The sequence below is a fragment of the Jatrophihabitans sp. genome (assembly GCA_036399055.1).
GTDB lineage: Bacteria > Actinomycetota > Actinomycetes > Mycobacteriales > Jatrophihabitantaceae > Jatrophihabitans_A.
Map to the genome: position 1 here is coordinate 184,759 of DASWNX010000030.1, position 17,560 is coordinate 202,318.

Here is a 17,560-nt window from a genome sequence, read left to right on the forward strand (position 1 = left end):
TCAAAGCAGGCCGCCGACGTCGCGGGCCGCCGGCGTCACGGTCACCGGCGTCGTGGCCGCCGGCGCCATGGTCACCGGCGCCACGGTCACCGATGCCACGGTCACCGGCGGCGCGATCGCCTGCGTCGCCTAGGTTTGACGTCAGTGGAGTCCCTTCGAGGACTCCACCTGATGAGCTGGCTCCATCCGATGAGAGGAAACGCCGCGCCATGACGGTCAACGGTCAGCGATGGGACCTCGAGCACGGCGCCCAACGAGCCTCGGTCGTCCAGCGGGGCGGCGCGTTGCAGAGCTACTTGGTGGACGGCCTCGACCTGGTGGACGGGTTCGCCGACGACGAGCGGCCGCCGGCCTTCAACGGCGCCGTCCTGGCGCCCTGGCCCAACCGGATCCCGAACGGCCGGTGGACCTGGCGGGGCCGGCAGCACCAGCTGCCGATCAGCGAGCCGGCCACCGGCTCGGCACTGCACGGCCTGGTCAGTGACGTGCTGTGGCAGCCGGAGGAGGTTCAGGCCGACGCGGTCACGCTCAGCGTGCCGATCGCGCCCAGCGCCGGTTACCCCTTCCAGCTGCGGGTCACCGTGACCTGGTCGCTGTCGGCTGAGGGCCTGCGGTGCCGGCTCGGCGCGCTGAACACCGGTGACGAGCCTGCTCCGTTCGGGGTGGCGACCCACCCGTTCTTCCGGCTGCCCGACGCCCGGGTGGACGACCTCGAGCTGCAGCTCCCGGCCGGGCAGTGGCTGGAGACCGACTCGAACCTGGCGCCGGTGGCGCTGCGCCAGACGAGCGGGACGCAGTGGGACTTCACCGAGCCGCGGTCCCTGCGCGGGCTGCGCCTGGACACCGCGTTCACCGCGGTGAGCCCGGACTTCGAGGCGACCAGCAGGGCCGTGCTGTCCAGCCAAGGGGCCGCTCTGACGATCTGGGCCGAGGCGGACTTCACCTGGTGGCAGGTCTACACCTCGGACTACTTCGAGCCTGGCTCGGACCGCCTTCGCCGCAGCCTCGCCGTCGAGGCGATGACCTGCGCCCCCGACGCGTTCAACTCCGGCGCGGATCTGATCGTGCTGGAACCGGGAGTGGCGTGGTCCGGCAGCTGGGGCGCCCAGGCGCGGTTGGGCTGAACAGCGCCCGCTGATCGCCTGCCGCGCGCTGATCCGACGGGCTGTCGGGTTGGGACTGGCCCTCGGCTGGCATAGCGTGGAGCGGGCCCCGTATCAACCGGCGCCAAGGGAGTAGACGTGACCAACCGGCTGGCTGATGCCACAAGCCCATATCTCGCTCAACACGCCGGCAACCCGGTCGACTGGTGGCCCTGGTGCGAGGAGGCCTTCGCCGAAGCTCGCCGCCGCAACGTCCCGGTGCTGCTGAGCGTCGGCTACGCCGCGTGCCATTGGTGCCATGTGATGGCGCACGAGTCCTTCGAGGACGCCGAGGTGGCGGGGGCGCTCAACGAGCGGTTCGTGTCGATCAAGGTCGACCGCGAGGAGCGGCCGGACATCGATGCCATCTACATGGCCGCCACGGCGGCGATGACCGGGCACGGCGGCTGGCCGATGACCTGCCTGCTGACCCCGTCCGGCGAGCCGTTCTTCTGCGGGACCTACTTCCCCAAGGAGGGCTTCCTGCGGCTGCTGGACGCGGTCACCGAGGCCTGGACCGAGCGGCAGGACGAGGTGCTGGCGACCAGCGGCCGGATCGTGCAGGCGCTGCAGACGGCGCTGGTGTCCGGCGCTCCGCAGACCTTGGGGCCGGCGGAGCTGGATCAGGCCGCGTCCCGGCTGGCCCAGCACTATGACCACGCCAACGGCGGGTACGGCTCGGCGCCGAAGTTCCCGCCGTCGATGGTCCTGGAGTTCCTGCTACGCCATCACGCCCGCACCGGCGAGGCGCAGTCGCTGGAGCAGGTCACGGGCACCTGCGAGGCGATGGCGCGCGGGGGCATCTATGACCAGCTGGCCGGCGGCTTCGCCCGCTACTCCGTCGACGCCGAATGGATCGTGCCGCACTTTGAGAAGATGCTGTACGACAACGCCCAGCTGCTGCGGGTCTACCTGCACCTGTGGCGAGCCACCCGGTCACCGCTGGCTGAGCGGGTCGTCCATGAGACCGCGCAGTTCCTGCTGCGCGACCTGCGCACCTCCGAGGGCGCCTTCGCCTCGGCGCTGGACGCCGACACCGAGGGCGTCGAGGGCCTGACCTACGCCTGGACGCCCGAGCAGCTGACCGAGGTGCTCGGTGAGGCCGACGGCGCGGCCGCTGCCAGCCTGCTCGGCGTCACCGCTCAGGGCACCTTCGAGTTGGGTAGTTCGACGCTGCGGCTGCGGGCTGATCCGCGCGACCGCGCCTGGTGGTCCGGAATCCGCGCCCGGCTGCTGGCAGCTCGCGATCAGCGCCCGCAACCGGCCCGCGACGACAAGGCGATCACCGCCTGGAACGGCCTGGCCATCGCCGCGCTGGCCGAGGCAGGGGTGTTGCTGGAACAGCCTGCCTACCTGGGCGCGGCCCAGGAGTGCGCGGATTTCCTGCTGCGACGCCACCTGGTCGAGGGCCGGTTGCACCGATCGTCGAGGGACGGTGTGATCAGCGCCGCGATGGGAGTCGCTGAGGACTACGGCGACCTGGCCGAGGGGCTGCTGGCCCTGCATCAGGCAACCGCCGATCCTCGCTGGCTGGAGTCGGCCGGGGAGTTGCTGGAAGTGGCGCTGACCCGGTTCGTTGACGCAGAAGGCGGGTTCTACGACACCGCCGACGACGCCGAGGCGCTGTTCAGCCGGCCCCGGGACGCCTCTGACAACGCCTCGCCGTCCGGCCAGTCGGCATTGGCCGGCGCCCTGCTCAGCTACGCCGCCCTCACCGGTTCGACCCGGCACCGGGAGGCCGCCGAGACTGCGCTGGCCGCTGCCGGTGAGCTGGCGGTGCGCGAGCCCCGGTTCGCAGGCTGGAGTCTGGCAGTGGCTGAGGCGGCTTGCGCCGGGCCGTCGCAGGTGGCGATCGTGGGATCGGGCCCAGTCGCCCACGGCCTGCTGACGGCCGCCCGCAACAGCACCTCGCCGGGGCTGGTGCTGGCCTTCGGCAAGCCCGACGCGCCGGGCCTGCCGCTGCTGGCCAACCGCCCGCTGGTCGCCGGCGAGCCGGCTGCCTACGTGTGCCGTGGCTTCGTGTGCGACCGTCCGGTCACCACCGTGGCAGAGCTGCTGGCGGCACTGGAATGAGCAGTCCGGTCCAGCGCCTAACCTGAACCCATGATGAGAAACCAGCCGCCCGGTTTTCGGTGGCTGGTAGGCGGCTTCGCCCTGGCCGCCACGGTGGCCTTCGGGTTTCAGTACCGCTCGACCGACGAGCCGACCGATCTGATCCTCGGCGTGCTGTGCCTGGTCGTCGCCGGCTACTGGTTGATCTTCGACCGGGAGCCGGCTGCCGATGACTCCGGCGGCGATGACTCCGGCGGCGATGAGGTGGCCGACGATTATCTGGCTGACGATCACGCGGTCGGTGACCACTTATCAGTGGATGGGAAATCGGTGGTGGATCAGCGTCCCGATCACCATGGCCCGGAGATCAGCCGCTAGCCGCTCACCCGGGTGTTGGAGAGAAGGCGCTCCCATCTCGAGAAAGGGCCCCACATACAAAGGTGCTCCGCAGATGCCGGAGTCCCGTCCGGCACCTGCGGAGCATCCCAAGCCCCCGTGCTACTGCGTTCTTGCTGGTACTGCGTCCCCTGCTGGTACTGCCTTTACTGCGTCCCCTGCTGGTACTGCCTTTACTGCGTCCCCCTGCTGGTACTGCGTCCCCTGCTGGTACTGCTTCCCCCGTGCTTTCGTGCTTTCGTGCTTCCCCCGTGCGTTAAGTATGGACATCTCACGAAAACCACACAAGACGCAATCTAGTCATTAGTCGATTACAGAACGTGGTCGGAATTCTGACTGGCACATGCTCCGCACCTGGGAACGGGCGTGCGAGGCGGAGGCGGGCCGCAGTCTGAAGCGCGCGCGAGTTGGTGACCCATGCCGCATGTACAGGGCTAGGCTTCCAAGTCGTGAATGTCCGTGGCGGCCTCTACTCGATCTACGAGCGACGGCTGCTGAAAGCGCTGGCCGGACGTCCGGTTCCTCGCCACGTGGCGGTGATGCTCGACGGCAACCGGCGCTGGGCTCGGGCCGCCGGGCTCGAGGACAACGCCGGCCACGTGGTGGGCGCCAGCCACATCGACAACCTGCTGACCTGGTGCGCCGAGGCCGGGGTCAAGCACGTCACGCTGTGGCTGCTGTCCACCGACAACCTGCACCGCGACCCGGCCGAGGTCGGCCCGCTGCTGCGCATCATCGCCAACGTCGCCGACGAGTTGGCCGCCGCCGACCAGCCCTGGCAGCTCAACGTCGTGGGCGCTCTGGACACCCTGCCGGCCAGCACCGCGCAGGCGCTCAAGACCGCCGCCGAACGCTCGGCCGGCAAGACCGGCATGATGGTCAACCTGGCAGTCGGCTACGGCGGCCGGCGCGAGATCGCCGACGCGGTCCGCTCGCTGCTGCACTCCCAGGCGCAGGCCGGCACCTCCATCGAGGAGTTGGCCGAGATCATCGACGTCGAGCACATCGCCGAGCACCTCTACACCAAGGGCCAGCCCGACCCCGACCTGGTGATCAGGACCTCGGGGGAGCAGCGGCTGTCCGGATTCCTGCTGTGGCAGTCGGCGCATTCTGAGTTCTACTTCTGCGACGCCCTCTGGCCCGACTTCCGCAAGACCGACTTCCTTCGCGCGCTGCGCGACTTCTCCGAACGGCAGCGCCGCTTCGGCAATTGAGGCAGCGCCGCCTCGGCAATTGAGGCAGCGCCGCCCCCCATGCTCAGCTGGCCAACCCGAAGCCCAGCTAGCTACGGCGTGGCGCGAGGCCCGGGGCCAGTGGCGGCCGTAGCGTCCGCAGCAGGTGTTCGGCCCTTCGGGCCGGCGCCCGGGAGGTCCCTTGAAGGTGGTGAAAAGCCAGCGGGGGGCCGGCATCACCCCCGTATCATGGGGGATGACCGGAACCCTCGTCAGCGGCAGGCGCTGGTGCCACGCCTGTCCACGGTGTCGCGTTCGTTACGACGCCGCAGCGCCCAGGAGCCCCATGTGACCCACGCTCGCGCCACCACCGCCACCGGGCCGGCCGGCCCCGCCGTCAAGACCTTCGTCCTGGACACCTCGGTGCTGCTGTCGGATCCCGGAGCGCTGGCCCGCTTCGCCGAGCACGAGGTCGTCCTGCCGCTGGTGGTGATCGGCGAGCTCGAGGGCAAGCGCCACCATCCGGAGCTGGGCTGGTTCGCCCGTGAGACGCTGCGCGCCCTGGACGACCTACGGATCAAGCACGGCCGACTCGATGCCCCGGTGCCCGTCGGCGAGGACGGCGGCACCCTGCACGTCGAGCTGAACCACTCCGACCTGGGCCTGCTACCGGCCGGATTCCGGGTGGAGAGCAACGACTCGCGGATCCTGGCAGTGGCGTTGAACCTGGCCAAGGAGGGCCGCGACGTCGTGCTGGTGTCCAAGGACATGCCGTTGCGGGTCAAGGCCGCCGCCGTGGGGTTGCCGGCCGATGAGTACCGGGTGCATCCGGGTGTGGACTCGGGCTGGACCGGAATGGCCGAGATCGAGGTGTCCACTGCCGTCATCGACTCGCTCTACAGCGCCGACCCGGTCGACGCGGCTGAGAATGACGAGCTGCTGCGGGTCGCCGAGCTGCCCTGCCACACCGGCCTGGTGCTGCACTCGGCGCGGGGCTCGGCGCTGGCCCGGGTCACCGCTGACAAGCAGCTGAAGCTGGTGCGCGGTGACCGGGAGGCCTTCGGGCTGCGGGGCCGCTCGGCCGAGCAGCGGATCGCGCTGGACCTGCTGCTCGACCCCGAGATCGGCATCGTGTCCCTCGGTGGCCGGGCCGGCACCGGCAAGTCGGCGCTGGCGCTGTGCGCGGGGCTGGACGCGGTGATGGAGCGGCGGGCGCACAAGAAGGTGGTCGTGTTCCGGCCGCTGTACGCCGTCGGCGGCCAGGATCTGGGCTACCTGCCAGGCAGCGAGAACGAGAAGATGGCGCCGTGGGCGCAGGCGGTGTTCGACACCCTGGGCGCGCTGGTCAGCAAGGACGTCCTGGAAGAGGTGCTGGACCGCGCCATGATCGAGGTGCTGCCGTTGACCCACATCCGCGGCCGTTCCCTGCACGACTCCTTCGTGATCGTCGACGAGGCGCAGTCGCTGGAGCGCAACGTGCTGCTGACGGTGCTGTCGCGGATCGGGCAGGGCTCGCGGGTGGTGCTCACCCACGACGTCGCGCAGCGGGACAACCTGCGGGTCGGCCGGCACGACGGGGTGGCGGCGGTGATCGAGGCGCTGCGCGGGCACCCGCTGTTCGCCCACGTCACGCTGACCCGGTCCGAGCGCTCGCCGATCGCCGCGCTGGTAACCGAGCTGCTGGAGGACGTCAGCCTCTAGGTCTCAGCCGCTGTGCGGACGGGCCACTCAGCCTGGCGGTCGGGTCCGTTCGACGAGGTCTTCCAGCGCGGGCAGGCCGTCGATCGACTGCGCGTTCTTGGTCTCGGGATAGGCCCGGTAGGGCACGGGGCCTTTCTTCTCCTGGCGCAGATCCAGCACCGTGCGGTCGGCGACGAAGTCCATCCGGGGCACCGCGTAACCGCAGGAGTCGCTGACCCGGTCCAGCTCCACCATCACGATGGCGCGTTGGGCGACCACCCGCTGCTTGGGAAAGGCCGTCCGCAGCGACTGGAATTCCTCATCCTGGGTCAGCACGATCCGGCCCTTGCCGTAGAGGCGGACGATGGTGGGCCGGCCGTCGAAGGCAGCGAACATCAGCGTGATCCGGCCGTTCTCACGCAGGTGGGCGATGGTCTCTGAGCCCGAGCCGTAGTAATCCAGGTAGCCGACCCGACGCCGGTCGAAGACGGCGAAGGTGCCGGCCATGCCCTTGGGTGAGACGTTGACGTGCCCGTCGCCGCCCAAGGGCGCGGTGCCCACGAAGAAGACCGGCTGGCTCGTCAGCCACTGCGCCAGCCGGTCATCGATGCCGTCGTAGACGTGCATGCGGGCTCCTGCCTGACCGCTGCGGACTAGCCGGCGGGGCGGGTCATCGACAGCACGTCGAGCACCTCGTCGAGCTTGTCCTCGGTGATCGCCCCCGACTCGACATGACCACGCTCGATCACGACCTGGCGAATGGTCTTGCGCTCGGCGAGGGACTGCTTGGCGATCTTGGCCGCCTCGTCGTAGCCGACGTAGTGGTTGAGCGGCGTGACGATGGAGGGGGAGGACTCGGCGTACTCACGGCAGCGCTCGACGTTGGCCTCGATGCCGGCCACGCACTTGTCGGCGAACACCGTGCTGACGTTGGCGATCAGCCGGATCGACTCGAGCACGTTGCGTGCCATCACCGGCAGCATCACGTTCAGCTCGAAGTTGCCCGACGCGCCTGCGAAGGCCACCGCCGCGTCGTTGCCGATGACCTGGGCCGCGACCTGGCAGACCGCCTCGCACAGCACCGGGTTGACCTTGCCGGGCATGATCGAGGAGCCGGGCTGCAGGTCGGGCAGGAACAGCTCGGTGAGCCCGGTCCGGGGGCCCGAGCCCATCCACCGGATGTCGTTGCTGACCTTGTTCAGGCTGACCGCGATGGTGCGCAGCGCGCCGGACAGCTCGACCAACCCGTCCCGCGCGCCCTGGGCCTCGAAGTGGTCGCGCGCCTCGGTCAGCGGCAAGCCGGTCTCGGCGGCGATCAGGGCGATGACCTCGGCGGCGAAACCGGCGGGGGCGTTGATGCCGGTGCCCACCGCGGTGCCGCCCAACGGCAGCTCGGCGACGCGGGGCAGGCACGCCCGCGACCGCTCGATGCCGTAGCGGACCTGCGCGGCGTAACCGGCGAACTCCTGGCCCAGCGTCACCGGGGTGGCGTCCATCAGGTGGGTCCGGCCGGACTTGACCACGGTGGCGAACTCGGCGGCCTTGGCCTCGAGCGCGGCAGCGAGGTGCTCCAGCGCCGGGATCAGGTCCCCGACCACGCCCTTGGTCGCGGCGACGTGGATCGCGGAGGGGAACTGGTCGTTGGAGGACAGCGGGTCGTTGACGTCGTCATTGGGGTGCACGCTCGCGCCCTGACCGAGCTTCTCAGCGGCCAGCGAGGCCAGCACCTCGTTGGCGTTCATGTTCGAGGAGGTGCCGGACCCGGTCTGAAAGACGTCGATCGGGAACTCGGCGTCCCAGTCGCCCCGGGCCACCTCGGCGGCGGCAGCGGCGATGGCCTCGGCCTTGGCCGGGTCAAGCAGGCCTCGGGTGGCTCGCACCCGGGCGCCGGCCCCCTTGATCAACGCCAGCCCGGCGATCAGCTCACGCTCGATCGGCTGGCCTGAGATCGGGAAGTTCTGCACCGCCCGCTGGGTCTGGGCGCGCCACCTGGCCTGGGCCGGCACCCGGACCTCGCCCATCGAGTCCTTCTCGATCCGGTAGGAGTCCTGGGATTGCGGTGGCGGGTTCGCGGTGGCGGCGGCCGCGGGCTGCGGGCTCGATTTCGGGTTGGGCTGCTCGGACATCTTCGGCGATGCTCCCCTGCGGTGTGGGCGTCACTGCGGTGACAGCTTCTCTTGCGCAGAGCCTATCCAGCCGGGCCGACAGCAAGCCGGTGGCTGTGGCAGGACTAACCCTCTTCGGCGGTCACGGACCGGCCGGAGGCTGACCCCAGCCCTGCTGCGCCGGCGGCTGACCGGCCGGCTGGGCCTGGCCGGGTCCTGCCTGGCCGGGTCCTGCCTGGCCGGGTCCTGCCTGACCCGGGCCCCCCGGCTGACCGGGGGCGTTGCCGCCCGGCTGCCCGTAGCCCAGCTGCAAGGCGGTCTGCTTGGCGGCCTCGGTCACCGGAACCGCCACCACGGCAGTCGCGTAGGCGCAGATCTCACTCCAGTTGCCACCGAGCTCGGTGGTGTCAAAGCGCATCGCGACCAGGGCGTTGCCGCCGCGAGCCTGCGCTTCGGCGAAGAGCCGGGTCATCGCCTCGTTGCGGCTCTGCAGCACGTTGCGGGTCATGCCCTGCAACTCCCCGCCCACCAGGGACTTGAAGCCGGCGCCCATCTGGGAGAAGGCGTTGCGCGAGCGCACGGTCACCCCGAACACCTCGCCGCAGACGCGCTGGATCTCCCAGCCGGGAATGTCGTTCATGGTGACGCAGAGCATGATTCCTTCTTTCTGTGAGCCGCTGGACGCCGAAAGAGGGGTGGGCGGCTTAGTTGCGGTCGAAGTCCACCGAGGCGTAGGCGCGGAGCTTGGACAGCTGGTGCAGCGACTCCACCACCCGGATGGTGCCGGACTTCGAGCGCATCACGATCGACGAGGTGGCCACCGCGCCGCGGTCATAGCGCACCCCGGCCACCAGATCGCCGTCGGTGATGCCGGTGGCGCAGAAGAAGACGTCCTCGCCGGCCACCAGGTCGGTGGTGGTGAGCACCCGGGACAGGTCATGGCCGGCGTCCTGGGCCTTCTCGCGCTCCTCAGGGCTCTGCGGCCAGAGCCGGCCCTGGATCGCGCCGCCCATGCAGCTGATCGCGGCAGCGGCGATGATGCCCTCGGGGGTGCCGCCGATGCCCAGCAGCAGGTCCACGCCGGTGCCCGCCCGGGCCGCCATGATGGCGCCGGCCACGTCGCCGTCGGTGATGAACTTGATCCGGGCGCCGGCGGCCCGCACGGCTGCCACCAGGTCCGCGTGCCGGGGCCGGTCCAGGATCACCACCGTGACGTCCTCGGGCTTGCCGCCCTTGGCCTTGGCGACCCGGGCGATGTTCACCTCCACCGGCGCGGTGATGTCGATGACGTCAGCGGCCTCGGGGCCGGTGGCGATCTTCTCCATGTAGAACACCGCGGACGGGTCGAACATCGAGCCGCGCTCGGCCACCGCGATCACCGCGATCGCGTTCGGCATCCCCTTGGCCATCAGGGTCGTCCCATCGATCGGGTCGACCGCCACGTCGCACTCCGGGCCGGCGCCGTTGCCCACCCGCTCGCCGTTGTAGAGCATCGGGGCCTGGTCCTTCTCACCCTCGCCGATGACGACCACGCCGTCCATCGAGACGGTGCCGATCAGGGTGCGCATCGCGTCGACGGCCGCGCCGTCCCCACCGTTCTTGTCCCCGCGCCCGACCCAGCGAGCCGCGGCCATCGCGGCGGCCTCGGTGACCCGGACCAACTCCAGCGCGAGGTTGCGGTCCGGCGCCTGGCGGCTGACGGCCAGTTCGGGCGGGACCATGCCGGCAGAGTCGGGCCTGGACTCAGACGATGCGGGCTCGGACGGTGCGGGGGCAGTCATTCGGCTGGCCTTTCTCGACGTCCGCGGCAGCGGTGGGCTCACTGATGCAGACCTTAGTACCCGGCATCGGATGCCCGCCCCATCTGAGACGGCGGCGCGGCTCGGCTCGACAGGCGCCCACCCGGCCCGGGCGGGGTGAGGTGGGCGACCCGGTTGGCGCCCCGATCAGAGCACCGGTGACCATGGAGGGGTGACCCGCCCGCTGAACTCGGCCGAACGGCAACGACTGCGCACCACGGCCAACCTCTGGCGGGCGCTGATCCCGCTGCTGGTGATCGCCGGCCTGCTGGTGGTGGTCAACTGGCCGCAGGAGCAGGGCTCGGACGGGGTGCGCGTCATCGACCCCGCGCCGGCGATCGCGGCGGCTCGGCAGCAGACGGGCGCGCAGGTGCTGGCGCCCAGCGGGCTGGGCGAGCGCTGGCGACCGACGTCGACAGAGTTGACGCCGGCCGGCCCGGCCAAGCCCGCGAGCTTTCGGATCGGCTATGTCAGCCCGGCCGGCCGGTACGCCGAGCTGTTCCAGAGCGCCGACGCCCCCGACGCGGTGGCTGCTCACTACGGACCGCTGACCGCTGACGGCGCGAGCACCATCGAGGGCGCCAGCTGGCAGCAGTACCGGACCGCCAACGGACGGCGAGTGCTGCGGCACACCTTCGGCAAGGTGACCGTGATCGTCACGGGCAGCGCCGAGCAGCCGGAACTGGCCGAGTTGGCCGGCTCGCTGCGCTGACCCGGCGCGTCAGCCGTGGGGATGAGACCCTGCCGGCCGGTCGCGCGTCACACCCTGCTGGCCGGTCGCGCGTCACACCCTGCTGGCAGGCAGGGATCAGCCGTGGTCGTCGCTGGCCGCGATGGCCGCGTCCAGCCGGGCCCGGGCGCCGTCGAGCCAGCGCTGGCAGATGCCGGCGAGCTCCTCGCCGCGCTGCCATAACGACAACGACTCCTCCAGCGGCTGCCCGCCGCTCTCCAGCGCCTGCACGATGTCGCGCAGCTCGGCGCGGGCCGTCTCGTAGCTGATCTCTGGTTCGGGGTTCTCGCTCATCGCAGGCAAGGCTAGCCGCCGCTGGTGACCGAGACCGAGAACTCGCCGTCAGCGACCCGGACCTGCAGCAGCTCCCCAGGCGAGGTCTGGCTGGCGGCCCGCACCAGCTCACCGCCGGAGTTCCACAGCACGGCGTAGCCGCGGTTGAGCACCGCTTGCGGTGACAGGCTCACCACCCGGGCCAGCAACTGCGCGGTGTCTGCCTCGGCCAGCTGCAGCAGTCCGGACAGCGCGCTGCGGTTGCGGTGCACGGCACGCTCGCACTCCTCGACGCCGGTCGAGATCCGCCGGCTCAGCCCCTGACGCAGCCGTTGCGGCAGGCCGGCCATCAACTGGCCCTCGGTGTCGAGCCGGCGGTGCACGCTGGCCCGCAACCGGGCCCGCGCGTCGGCGATCTGATGAAGCTCGGCCAGCAGGTCGGGCACGATCCGCTTGGCGGCGTCCGTCGGCGTCGAGACCGCGAGGTCAGCGACCAGGTCCAGCAACGGCTGGTCGGTCTCGTGGCCGATGGCGCTGACCACCGGTGTGCGCAGCTGCGACACCGCCCGCAGCAGGCCCTCGTTGGAGAACGGCAGCAGGTCCTCCACGCTGCCCCCGCCCCGGGCGATCACGATCACGTCCACATCGGGACGGGCGTCCAGGCGCCGCAGGGCGGCGATGATCTCCGAGACCGCGGTGCTGCCTTGGGTGGCGGTGTTCTCGATGGCGAACACCGCGCCCGGCAACCGGCGCAGGGTGTTCTCCACCACGTCACGTTCGGCGGCGCTGGCCCGTCCGGTGATCAGCCCGATCGTCCGGGGCAGGAACGGCAACCGCTGCTTGCGGCTCGCCGCGAACAGGCCTTCGGCCGCCAGCAGCTGCTTCAACCGCTCGATGCGGGCCAGCAGCTCACCCAGGCCGACCTGCCGGACCTCGGTCGCCCGCAGGCTCAACGCGCCGCGCTCTGCGTAGAAGTCCGGCCGGGCCCGCATGACCACCCGGGTGCCCTCGGCCAGCGGCTCCACCAGCACCGAACGGTGACAGGTCACCTGGATGGAGATGTTGGCATCGACATCGCGCAGCGTCAGGAAGTAGGTGGCCACCCCGGGCCGGCGGACGAACTGAGCGACCTGGCCCTCGACCCATACCTCGCCCAGCCGGCCGACCCAGTCCGAGATGGCCTGGCTGACCCGCCGTAACGGCAACGGCGCCTCAGGGCTGGACTCCAGCTTGCTCACTCGTCGTCGGCAGCGGCTTCGTGCGCCTGCAAGATCTCAGCAGCCATCGTCGCCGGATTCGGCGTCGCGGACGGTTTGGCCTTCTTCGCCGCCACTTCGAGCGGCTCGTGGTCAGGCTCCTTGCGCGCTGCCCGCTTGGTGGCCTTGGCCGGGCCCGCCTTGGCCGGACCCGCCTTGGCCGGGCCCGCCTTGGCCGGGCCCGCCTTGGCCGGACCCGCCTTTGCCGGGCCCGCCTTGGCCGGGCTGGCCTGGGTCGGACCCGCCTTGGCCGCGGTCTTTTTAGCGCCTGCCTTGGCTGGGGCAGAGACGCCGCCCGCCTTGGCCGGCGACGGCTCAGGCGCGGACACTGCCTCGGCCAGGCCAGCGGCCGGCGGGGTGGGCCCGGCAGCGCTCGGCGGTGTGGCCGAGACGTCGCCTGCGCCGCCTGGCGACGCCACACCGGTGTCGGCCACCAGGTCGGGCAGCGTCTGGGCGCCGCCCACTCCGACGGCATCCCAGCGACCCTGGCCCGCGTCGTCCTCCGAGCCCTCGGCGAAGCCGGTGTTGTCGTAGTCGATCAGGTCGAAGGCGGCCTTTGCCGACTGCGCGTCGCCGGCCGGGCCGCCGACGCTGTCGGCGGGGGAGTCGTCGAAGGTGGCCCAACTGGGCGGTTCGGCAGAGCTGCCCCGAAGCTGGCTGAGGACTTCGTCTCCGCGGGCGGCCAGCATGGCCAGGTGCTGCTGCACCTTCATCGACGCCTGCATAGCGGTCGACACCGCCATCAACGGGACTGAGGTGACAGCCTGCGGCAGCGTCTCAGGGAGTTTGCGAGCCTCGTCCACGGCGGTGGCGGCGAGGCCAAGGGCGGCTCTGATCGGAGTCGGGATATTCGGCATGCCCCCAGCCTGCCACCAACGCCCGACGGTATGCGAGCGTGCCCACCCGACTCTCTGGCCGAGCTCCGCCGAACGGAGAAGAAACGGCGCCGCCGGCACGTAAGATTGCCCCCATGTCTGAGGCTGACTCCGCGTCCGTGCCCGCCAAGCGGGTCCTGCTGGCCAAACCGCGTGGGTACTGCGCGGGGGTCGACCGGGCGGTTCAGACGGTGGAGCAGGCCCTGGACCACTACGGCGCGCCGGTGTACGTCCGCAAGCAGATCGTGCACAACCTGTACGTGGTGCGCTCGCTGGAAGCTCGCGGGGCGGTCTTCGTCGAGGAGACAGACGAGGTTCCCGAGGGCTCGGTCGTGGTGTTCTCCGCCCACGGGGTGGCGCCCGAAGTGCACGCCGAGGCGGCCAGCCGAAACCTGCGGGCCATAGACGCCACCTGTCCGCTGGTGACCAAGGTCCATCACGAGGCTCGCCGCTTCGCCGCCGAGGACTACGACATCGTGCTGATCGGGCACGAGGGCCACGAAGAGGTGGTCGGAACCACCGGTCAGGCGCCGGAGAACATCACCCTGGTGGACGGTCCGGCGGACGTCGCCGGCGTCGAGGTGCGCGACCCGGAGCGGGTGGTCTGGCTTTCTCAGACCACGCTGTCGGTGGATGAGACGCTGGAGACGGTGGCAGCCCTGCAGGAGAAGTTCCCGCTGCTGCAGGCGCCGCCCAGTGACGACATCTGCTACGCCACCCAGAACCGGCAGGCCGCGGTGAAGGTGATCGCGCCGCAGGTGGAGCTGTTCCTGGTGGTCGGCTCGGCCAACTCGTCGAACTCGGTGCGGATGGTCGAGGTCGCCCTGGCGGCGGGCGCCCGGCAGGCCTACCTGGTCGACAGCGCGGAGGAGATCCGCCCTGAGTGGCTGGTGGGTGTGAACAACGTGGGGCTGTCCTCTGGGGCGTCGGTGCCCGAGGTGCTGGTGCGCGAGGTGGCCCAGTGGCTGGCGGCGCGAGGCTGGAGCGATCTGGAGGAGGTCGCCCACACCGAGGAACGGCTGGTGTTCGCCCTGCCCCAGGAGTTGCGCCGGGACCTGAAGCTGGCCGCCAAGAAGTAGCTGGGCACGCCCGGGGCTGGCGCCGGAGCCTGGACTAGCGCCGGACCATCAACCGGATGCCGGCGACCACCAGCACGACCGCGGTGGCCCCGGCGATGGCCGGAAATCCGTAGACGACCCAGTTGGTGGCCGCGTCGATCAGCTTGCCCCGGTTCTGCAGGCCGCCAGTGCGCACGTAGAGCAATCCGGCCGAGGCGACGAAGTACACCAGCGGCGGCGCGATCACGACGTTGAACATCTTGCTGCGCCGCACCAGCACTATCGCGACCAGCGAGGCGAGTACCAGGCTGTAGTTGAACGCGCCCCTGATGGCGGTGCCGCTGACCGAGTCGATCAGCCCGCCGACCCCGGCGATGCCGATCAGCAGCAGGACCGCGAGCCACCCTGGCAGGCCGGACTCGCGCCGGCCGCGCTGAGGCAGCCGGCTCTTAGCAGCGGACCCGCCGGTCAGCGAGGAGGCATGTGAAGCCTCGTGATACGGACGCTGGCCGGCGACGCGGGAAGACGCCTCTGGCTGGTCCGGCACGTAAGTGGCTCCGTTCGCAGATGGCACGGGGACTTACGGTACCGCGCTCATGAACTCCGGCTTATCAACTCCTCCGCGCTCAGCGTTCGGGTCACGGCCAGGATCTGCTCGGTCTCAAGGAGCTCGCCGTCAGCCGCGGGATCTATGACCGATAAGTCCGCCAGCCGGCGGGCGCTCACCAGCACCCGGCCCTCCAAGGCTCCGACGGTGGCGTTGAAGCTGCCCACCGCGGCGTTGAGTGAGCGCCCCAGCTTGTCCAGGTGCGAGCCCATGCCGGCCAGCCGCTGGTAGAGCTCGCGACCGAGCTGGCTGACCTCGGCGGTGTTGCGGGCCAGCGACTGCTGGCGCCAGGTGTGACCGACGGTGCGCAGCAGGGCGACCAGGGTGGTCGGCGTGGCGAGGATGACGTTGCGGCTGAAAGCGTGCTCCAGCAGCGCCGGGTCCTCCCGCAGCGCGGCGTCCAGAAAGGCGTCCGCCGGCACGAAGCACACCACGAACTCGGGCGAGGGGCTGAACCGGCTCCAGTAGGCCTTGGCGCCCAGGTCGTCGATGTGCCGGCGCAGCTGCCGGGCATGGGCTTTGAGCCGAGCCGCCCTGGTGAACTCATCGCGGGCCTCCATCGCTTCGAGGTAGCCGGCGAAGGCGACCTTGGAGTCGACCACGATGTGCTTGCCGCCGACCAGTTTGACGACCAGGTCAGGCCGCAGCGCGCCGTCGTTGTCCGGCGTGCCGGGCGAGGTCGGTTGGACCAGGTAGTCGACGTGCTCGACCAGCCCGGCGATCTCGACCGCCCGTTCCAGCTGCAGCTCACCCCACCGGCCGCGGACCTGCGGCGCTCGAAGAGCGTTCACCAACTGGGTGGTCTCGGTGCGCAGGCCGTCAGCGGACAACCGCATCGCGGACAGGTGCTCGTCAAGCGCGGAGGTGGCGCTGAGCCGGTCACGCTCGGCGCTGTGCAATTGGGCCTGCACCCGTTCCAGGGCGTCCCTGATCGGGCTGACCAGCGTCTCGATCGAGCGCTGGCGCTCGGCGAGGTCACCGGCCGCCGCGCCGCGGTCGGCGTCCAGGCGGGCCTGTGACAACTCCGACATGGCTCCTCGGGCCCGGCCGTACCAGAAGCCGGCGGCCGCGCCGGACACCGACCCGAGCAGCAGGCCGAGCAGCAGGAAGGCGAGTGCGGTCATGGGCTCATGCTGATCCCTGCCTCTGACAGTTCCGCCCAAGGACGCGCCGGACGGCTCCAGCAGACCGAAGCCGGTCGCCGGTCGCCGCCGATGCCGGCTGATGCCCTCCGGCGGCGTCCGGGCGGGGGAGCGACACGCCGTAGACTGCGCGTCCGTGGCCCTCACTATCGGCATCGTCGGACTTCCCAACGTCGGCAAGTCCACCCTGTTCAACGCGCTGACCCGCAACAACGTGCTGGCCGCGAACTACCCGTTCGCCACCATCGAGCCGAACGTCGGCGTGGTCGGCGTGCCCGACGAGCGGCTGGAGGTGCTGGCCAAGATCCACGGCTCGGCCAAGATCCTGCCTGCCACCGTGAGTTTCGTCGACATCGCCGGCATTGTCCGGGGCGCCTCCGAAGGCGCGGGGCTGGGCAACAAGTTCCTGGCCAACATCCGCGAGGCCGACGCGATCTGCCAGGTGATCCGGGCTTTCACCGATCCCGACGTGGTGCACGTCGACGGCAAGGTCTCGCCCGCCGACGACATCGAGACGATCAACACCGAGCTGATCCTGGCCGACCTGCAGACCCTGGAGAAGGCGTTGCCGCGGCTGGAGAAGGAGGCCCGGACCGCCAAGGACAAGCTGCCCGTGGTGGCGGCGGTGAAAGAGGCGCAGGCGGTGCTCGACGCCGGCCGCACGGTGTTCGCCGCCGGCCTTGACCTGCAGCCGCTGCGCGAGCTGCACCTGATGACCGCCAAGCCATTCCTGTACGTGTTCAACGTCGATCCGGGCGAGCTGGCCAACACCGAGTTCCTCACCTCCCTTCGCGAGCTGGTGGCGCCGGCCGACGCGGTGTTCCTCGACGCCAAGACCGAGGCCGAGTTCACCGAGTTGGAGCCTGACGAGGCGCTGGAGCTGCTGCAGTCGATGGGCGTGGAGGAGTCCGGCCTGGACCAGCTGGCCCGGCTGGGCTTTGCCACCCTCGGCCTGCAGACCTATCTGACAGCCGGGCCGAAAGAGTCGCGCGCCTGGACGATTCCCAAGGGCGCGACCGCGCCGCAGGCTGCCGGGGTCATTCACACTGACTTCGAGAGAGGGTTCATCAAGGCCGAGGTGGTGTCCTTCGACGAGCTGGTCTCGGCCGGCTCGATGGCCGAGGCAAAGGCGCGGGGCAAGGTGCGCATCGAGGGCAAGGACTACGTGATGGCCGACGGCGACGTGGTGGAGTTCCGCTTCAACGTCTAGGCGCGTGCGGCGCTCTACTGTCAGCGGGCGCACTCTGTGGCCAGTGCGATACTTTGCCGTCGT

At 70.6% G+C, this 17,560-nt stretch carries 17 protein-coding genes; 8 read left to right on the forward strand and 9 right to left on the reverse strand.

All coding sequences use genetic code 11. The features are described from left to right. Nucleotides 1–209 precede the first annotated feature (209 nt). From VGB75_13655 to VGB75_13675, 5 genes are all read left to right on the forward strand, one after another. Entirely contained in the window at nucleotides 210–1,124 is a 915-nt protein-coding gene (locus tag VGB75_13655; protein HEY0168082.1) for an aldose 1-epimerase family protein, read from the forward strand. 117 nt (nucleotides 1,125–1,241) lie between these two features. Next, nucleotides 1,242–3,215, forward strand: a complete 1,974-nt coding sequence (locus VGB75_13660) for a thioredoxin domain-containing protein (GenBank protein HEY0168083.1) — start codon at nucleotides 1,242–1,244, stop codon at nucleotides 3,213–3,215. 30 nt (nucleotides 3,216–3,245) lie between these two features. Next, the gene (locus VGB75_13665; GenBank protein ID HEY0168084.1) at nucleotides 3,246–3,572 is read left to right on the forward strand and encodes a hypothetical protein; all 327 of its coding nucleotides are present in this window, start codon (nucleotides 3,246–3,248) and stop codon (nucleotides 3,570–3,572) included. A 467-nt stretch (nucleotides 3,573–4,039) separates the two neighbouring features. Beyond that, complete coding sequence (locus tag VGB75_13670) at nucleotides 4,040–4,804, forward strand: isoprenyl transferase (GenBank protein ID HEY0168085.1); 765 nt, start codon at nucleotides 4,040–4,042, stop codon at nucleotides 4,802–4,804. Nucleotides 4,805–5,110: 306 nt separating this feature from the next. After that, nucleotides 5,111–6,463, forward strand: coding sequence for a PhoH family protein (locus VGB75_13675; GenBank protein ID HEY0168086.1), 1,353 nt, complete (start codon nucleotides 5,111–5,113; stop codon nucleotides 6,461–6,463). Between the two features lie 27 nt (nucleotides 6,464–6,490). On the opposite strand, the gene VGB75_13680 is transcribed toward VGB75_13675, so the two are convergent. From VGB75_13680 to glpX, 4 genes are all read right to left on the reverse strand, one after another. Further along, on the reverse strand, nucleotides 6,491–7,069 hold the full coding sequence (locus VGB75_13680; GenBank protein ID HEY0168087.1) for a pyridoxamine 5'-phosphate oxidase family protein: 579 nt from the start codon (nucleotides 7,067–7,069) through the stop codon (nucleotides 6,491–6,493). Between the two features lie 26 nt (nucleotides 7,070–7,095). Further along, nucleotides 7,096–8,568: a class II fumarate hydratase gene (locus VGB75_13685; protein HEY0168088.1), complete on the reverse strand. Its 1,473-nt coding sequence runs from the start codon at nucleotides 8,566–8,568 to the stop codon at nucleotides 7,096–7,098. Nucleotides 8,569–8,689: 121 nt separating this feature from the next. Next, nucleotides 8,690–9,202 (reverse strand): YbjQ family protein, encoded by a 513-nt coding sequence (locus VGB75_13690; GenBank protein ID HEY0168089.1) that lies wholly within the window; start codon nucleotides 9,200–9,202, stop codon nucleotides 8,690–8,692. 49 nt (nucleotides 9,203–9,251) lie between these two features. Continuing rightward, nucleotides 9,252–10,268 (reverse strand): class II fructose-bisphosphatase, encoded by a 1,017-nt coding sequence (glpX, locus tag VGB75_13695; GenBank protein ID HEY0168090.1) that lies wholly within the window; start codon nucleotides 10,266–10,268, stop codon nucleotides 9,252–9,254. 250 nt (nucleotides 10,269–10,518) lie between these two features. Here glpX and VGB75_13700 point away from each other — a divergent pair, with 250 nt between their 5' ends. Continuing rightward, on the forward strand, nucleotides 10,519–11,058 hold the full coding sequence (locus tag VGB75_13700) for a DUF4245 domain-containing protein (GenBank protein HEY0168091.1): 540 nt from the start codon (nucleotides 10,519–10,521) through the stop codon (nucleotides 11,056–11,058). A gap of 96 nt (nucleotides 11,059–11,154) precedes the next feature. On the opposite strand, the gene VGB75_13705 is transcribed toward VGB75_13700, so the two are convergent. Genes VGB75_13705 through VGB75_13715 form a run of 3 tightly spaced genes read right to left on the reverse strand, consistent with a single transcriptional unit; the run spans nucleotide 11,155 to nucleotide 13,462 of the window. After that, nucleotides 11,155–11,370 carry an exodeoxyribonuclease VII small subunit gene (locus VGB75_13705; GenBank protein ID HEY0168092.1) on the reverse strand — a complete coding sequence of 72 codons (216 nt, stop codon included), beginning with the start codon at nucleotides 11,368–11,370 and terminating at the stop codon, nucleotides 11,155–11,157. Between the two features lie 11 nt (nucleotides 11,371–11,381). After that, a complete protein-coding gene (xseA, locus tag VGB75_13710; GenBank protein ID HEY0168093.1) occupies nucleotides 11,382–12,587 on the reverse strand; it encodes an exodeoxyribonuclease VII large subunit in 1,206 nt (401 codons plus the stop codon). Further along, nucleotides 12,584–13,462: a hypothetical protein gene (locus VGB75_13715; protein HEY0168094.1), complete on the reverse strand. Its 879-nt coding sequence runs from the start codon at nucleotides 13,460–13,462 to the stop codon at nucleotides 12,584–12,586. Before VGB75_13715 ends, xseA begins: the two co-directional genes overlap by 4 nt. A 113-nt stretch (nucleotides 13,463–13,575) precedes the next feature. Here VGB75_13715 and VGB75_13720 point away from each other — a divergent pair, with 113 nt between their 5' ends. Continuing rightward, nucleotides 13,576–14,559 (forward strand): 4-hydroxy-3-methylbut-2-enyl diphosphate reductase, encoded by a 984-nt coding sequence (locus VGB75_13720; GenBank protein ID HEY0168095.1) that lies wholly within the window; start codon nucleotides 13,576–13,578, stop codon nucleotides 14,557–14,559. A 34-nt stretch (nucleotides 14,560–14,593) separates the two neighbouring features. Here VGB75_13720 and VGB75_13725 read toward each other — a convergent pair whose 3' ends face one another. Together VGB75_13725 and VGB75_13730 are read right to left on the reverse strand one after the other, a co-directional pair. Continuing rightward, entirely contained in the window at nucleotides 14,594–15,085 is a 492-nt protein-coding gene (locus VGB75_13725; protein HEY0168096.1) for a DUF6542 domain-containing protein, read from the reverse strand. A 47-nt stretch (nucleotides 15,086–15,132) separates the two neighbouring features. Next, a complete protein-coding gene (locus VGB75_13730) occupies nucleotides 15,133–16,269 on the reverse strand; it encodes a DNA recombination protein RmuC (protein HEY0168097.1) in 1,137 nt (378 codons plus the stop codon). 154 nt (nucleotides 16,270–16,423) lie between these two features. Between VGB75_13730 and ychF the strand changes: the two genes are divergently transcribed. Further along, nucleotides 16,424–17,497, forward strand: a complete 1,074-nt coding sequence (gene ychF, locus VGB75_13735; GenBank protein ID HEY0168098.1) for a redox-regulated ATPase YchF — start codon at nucleotides 16,424–16,426, stop codon at nucleotides 17,495–17,497. The last annotated feature ends 63 nt before the right edge of the window (nucleotides 17,498–17,560 follow it).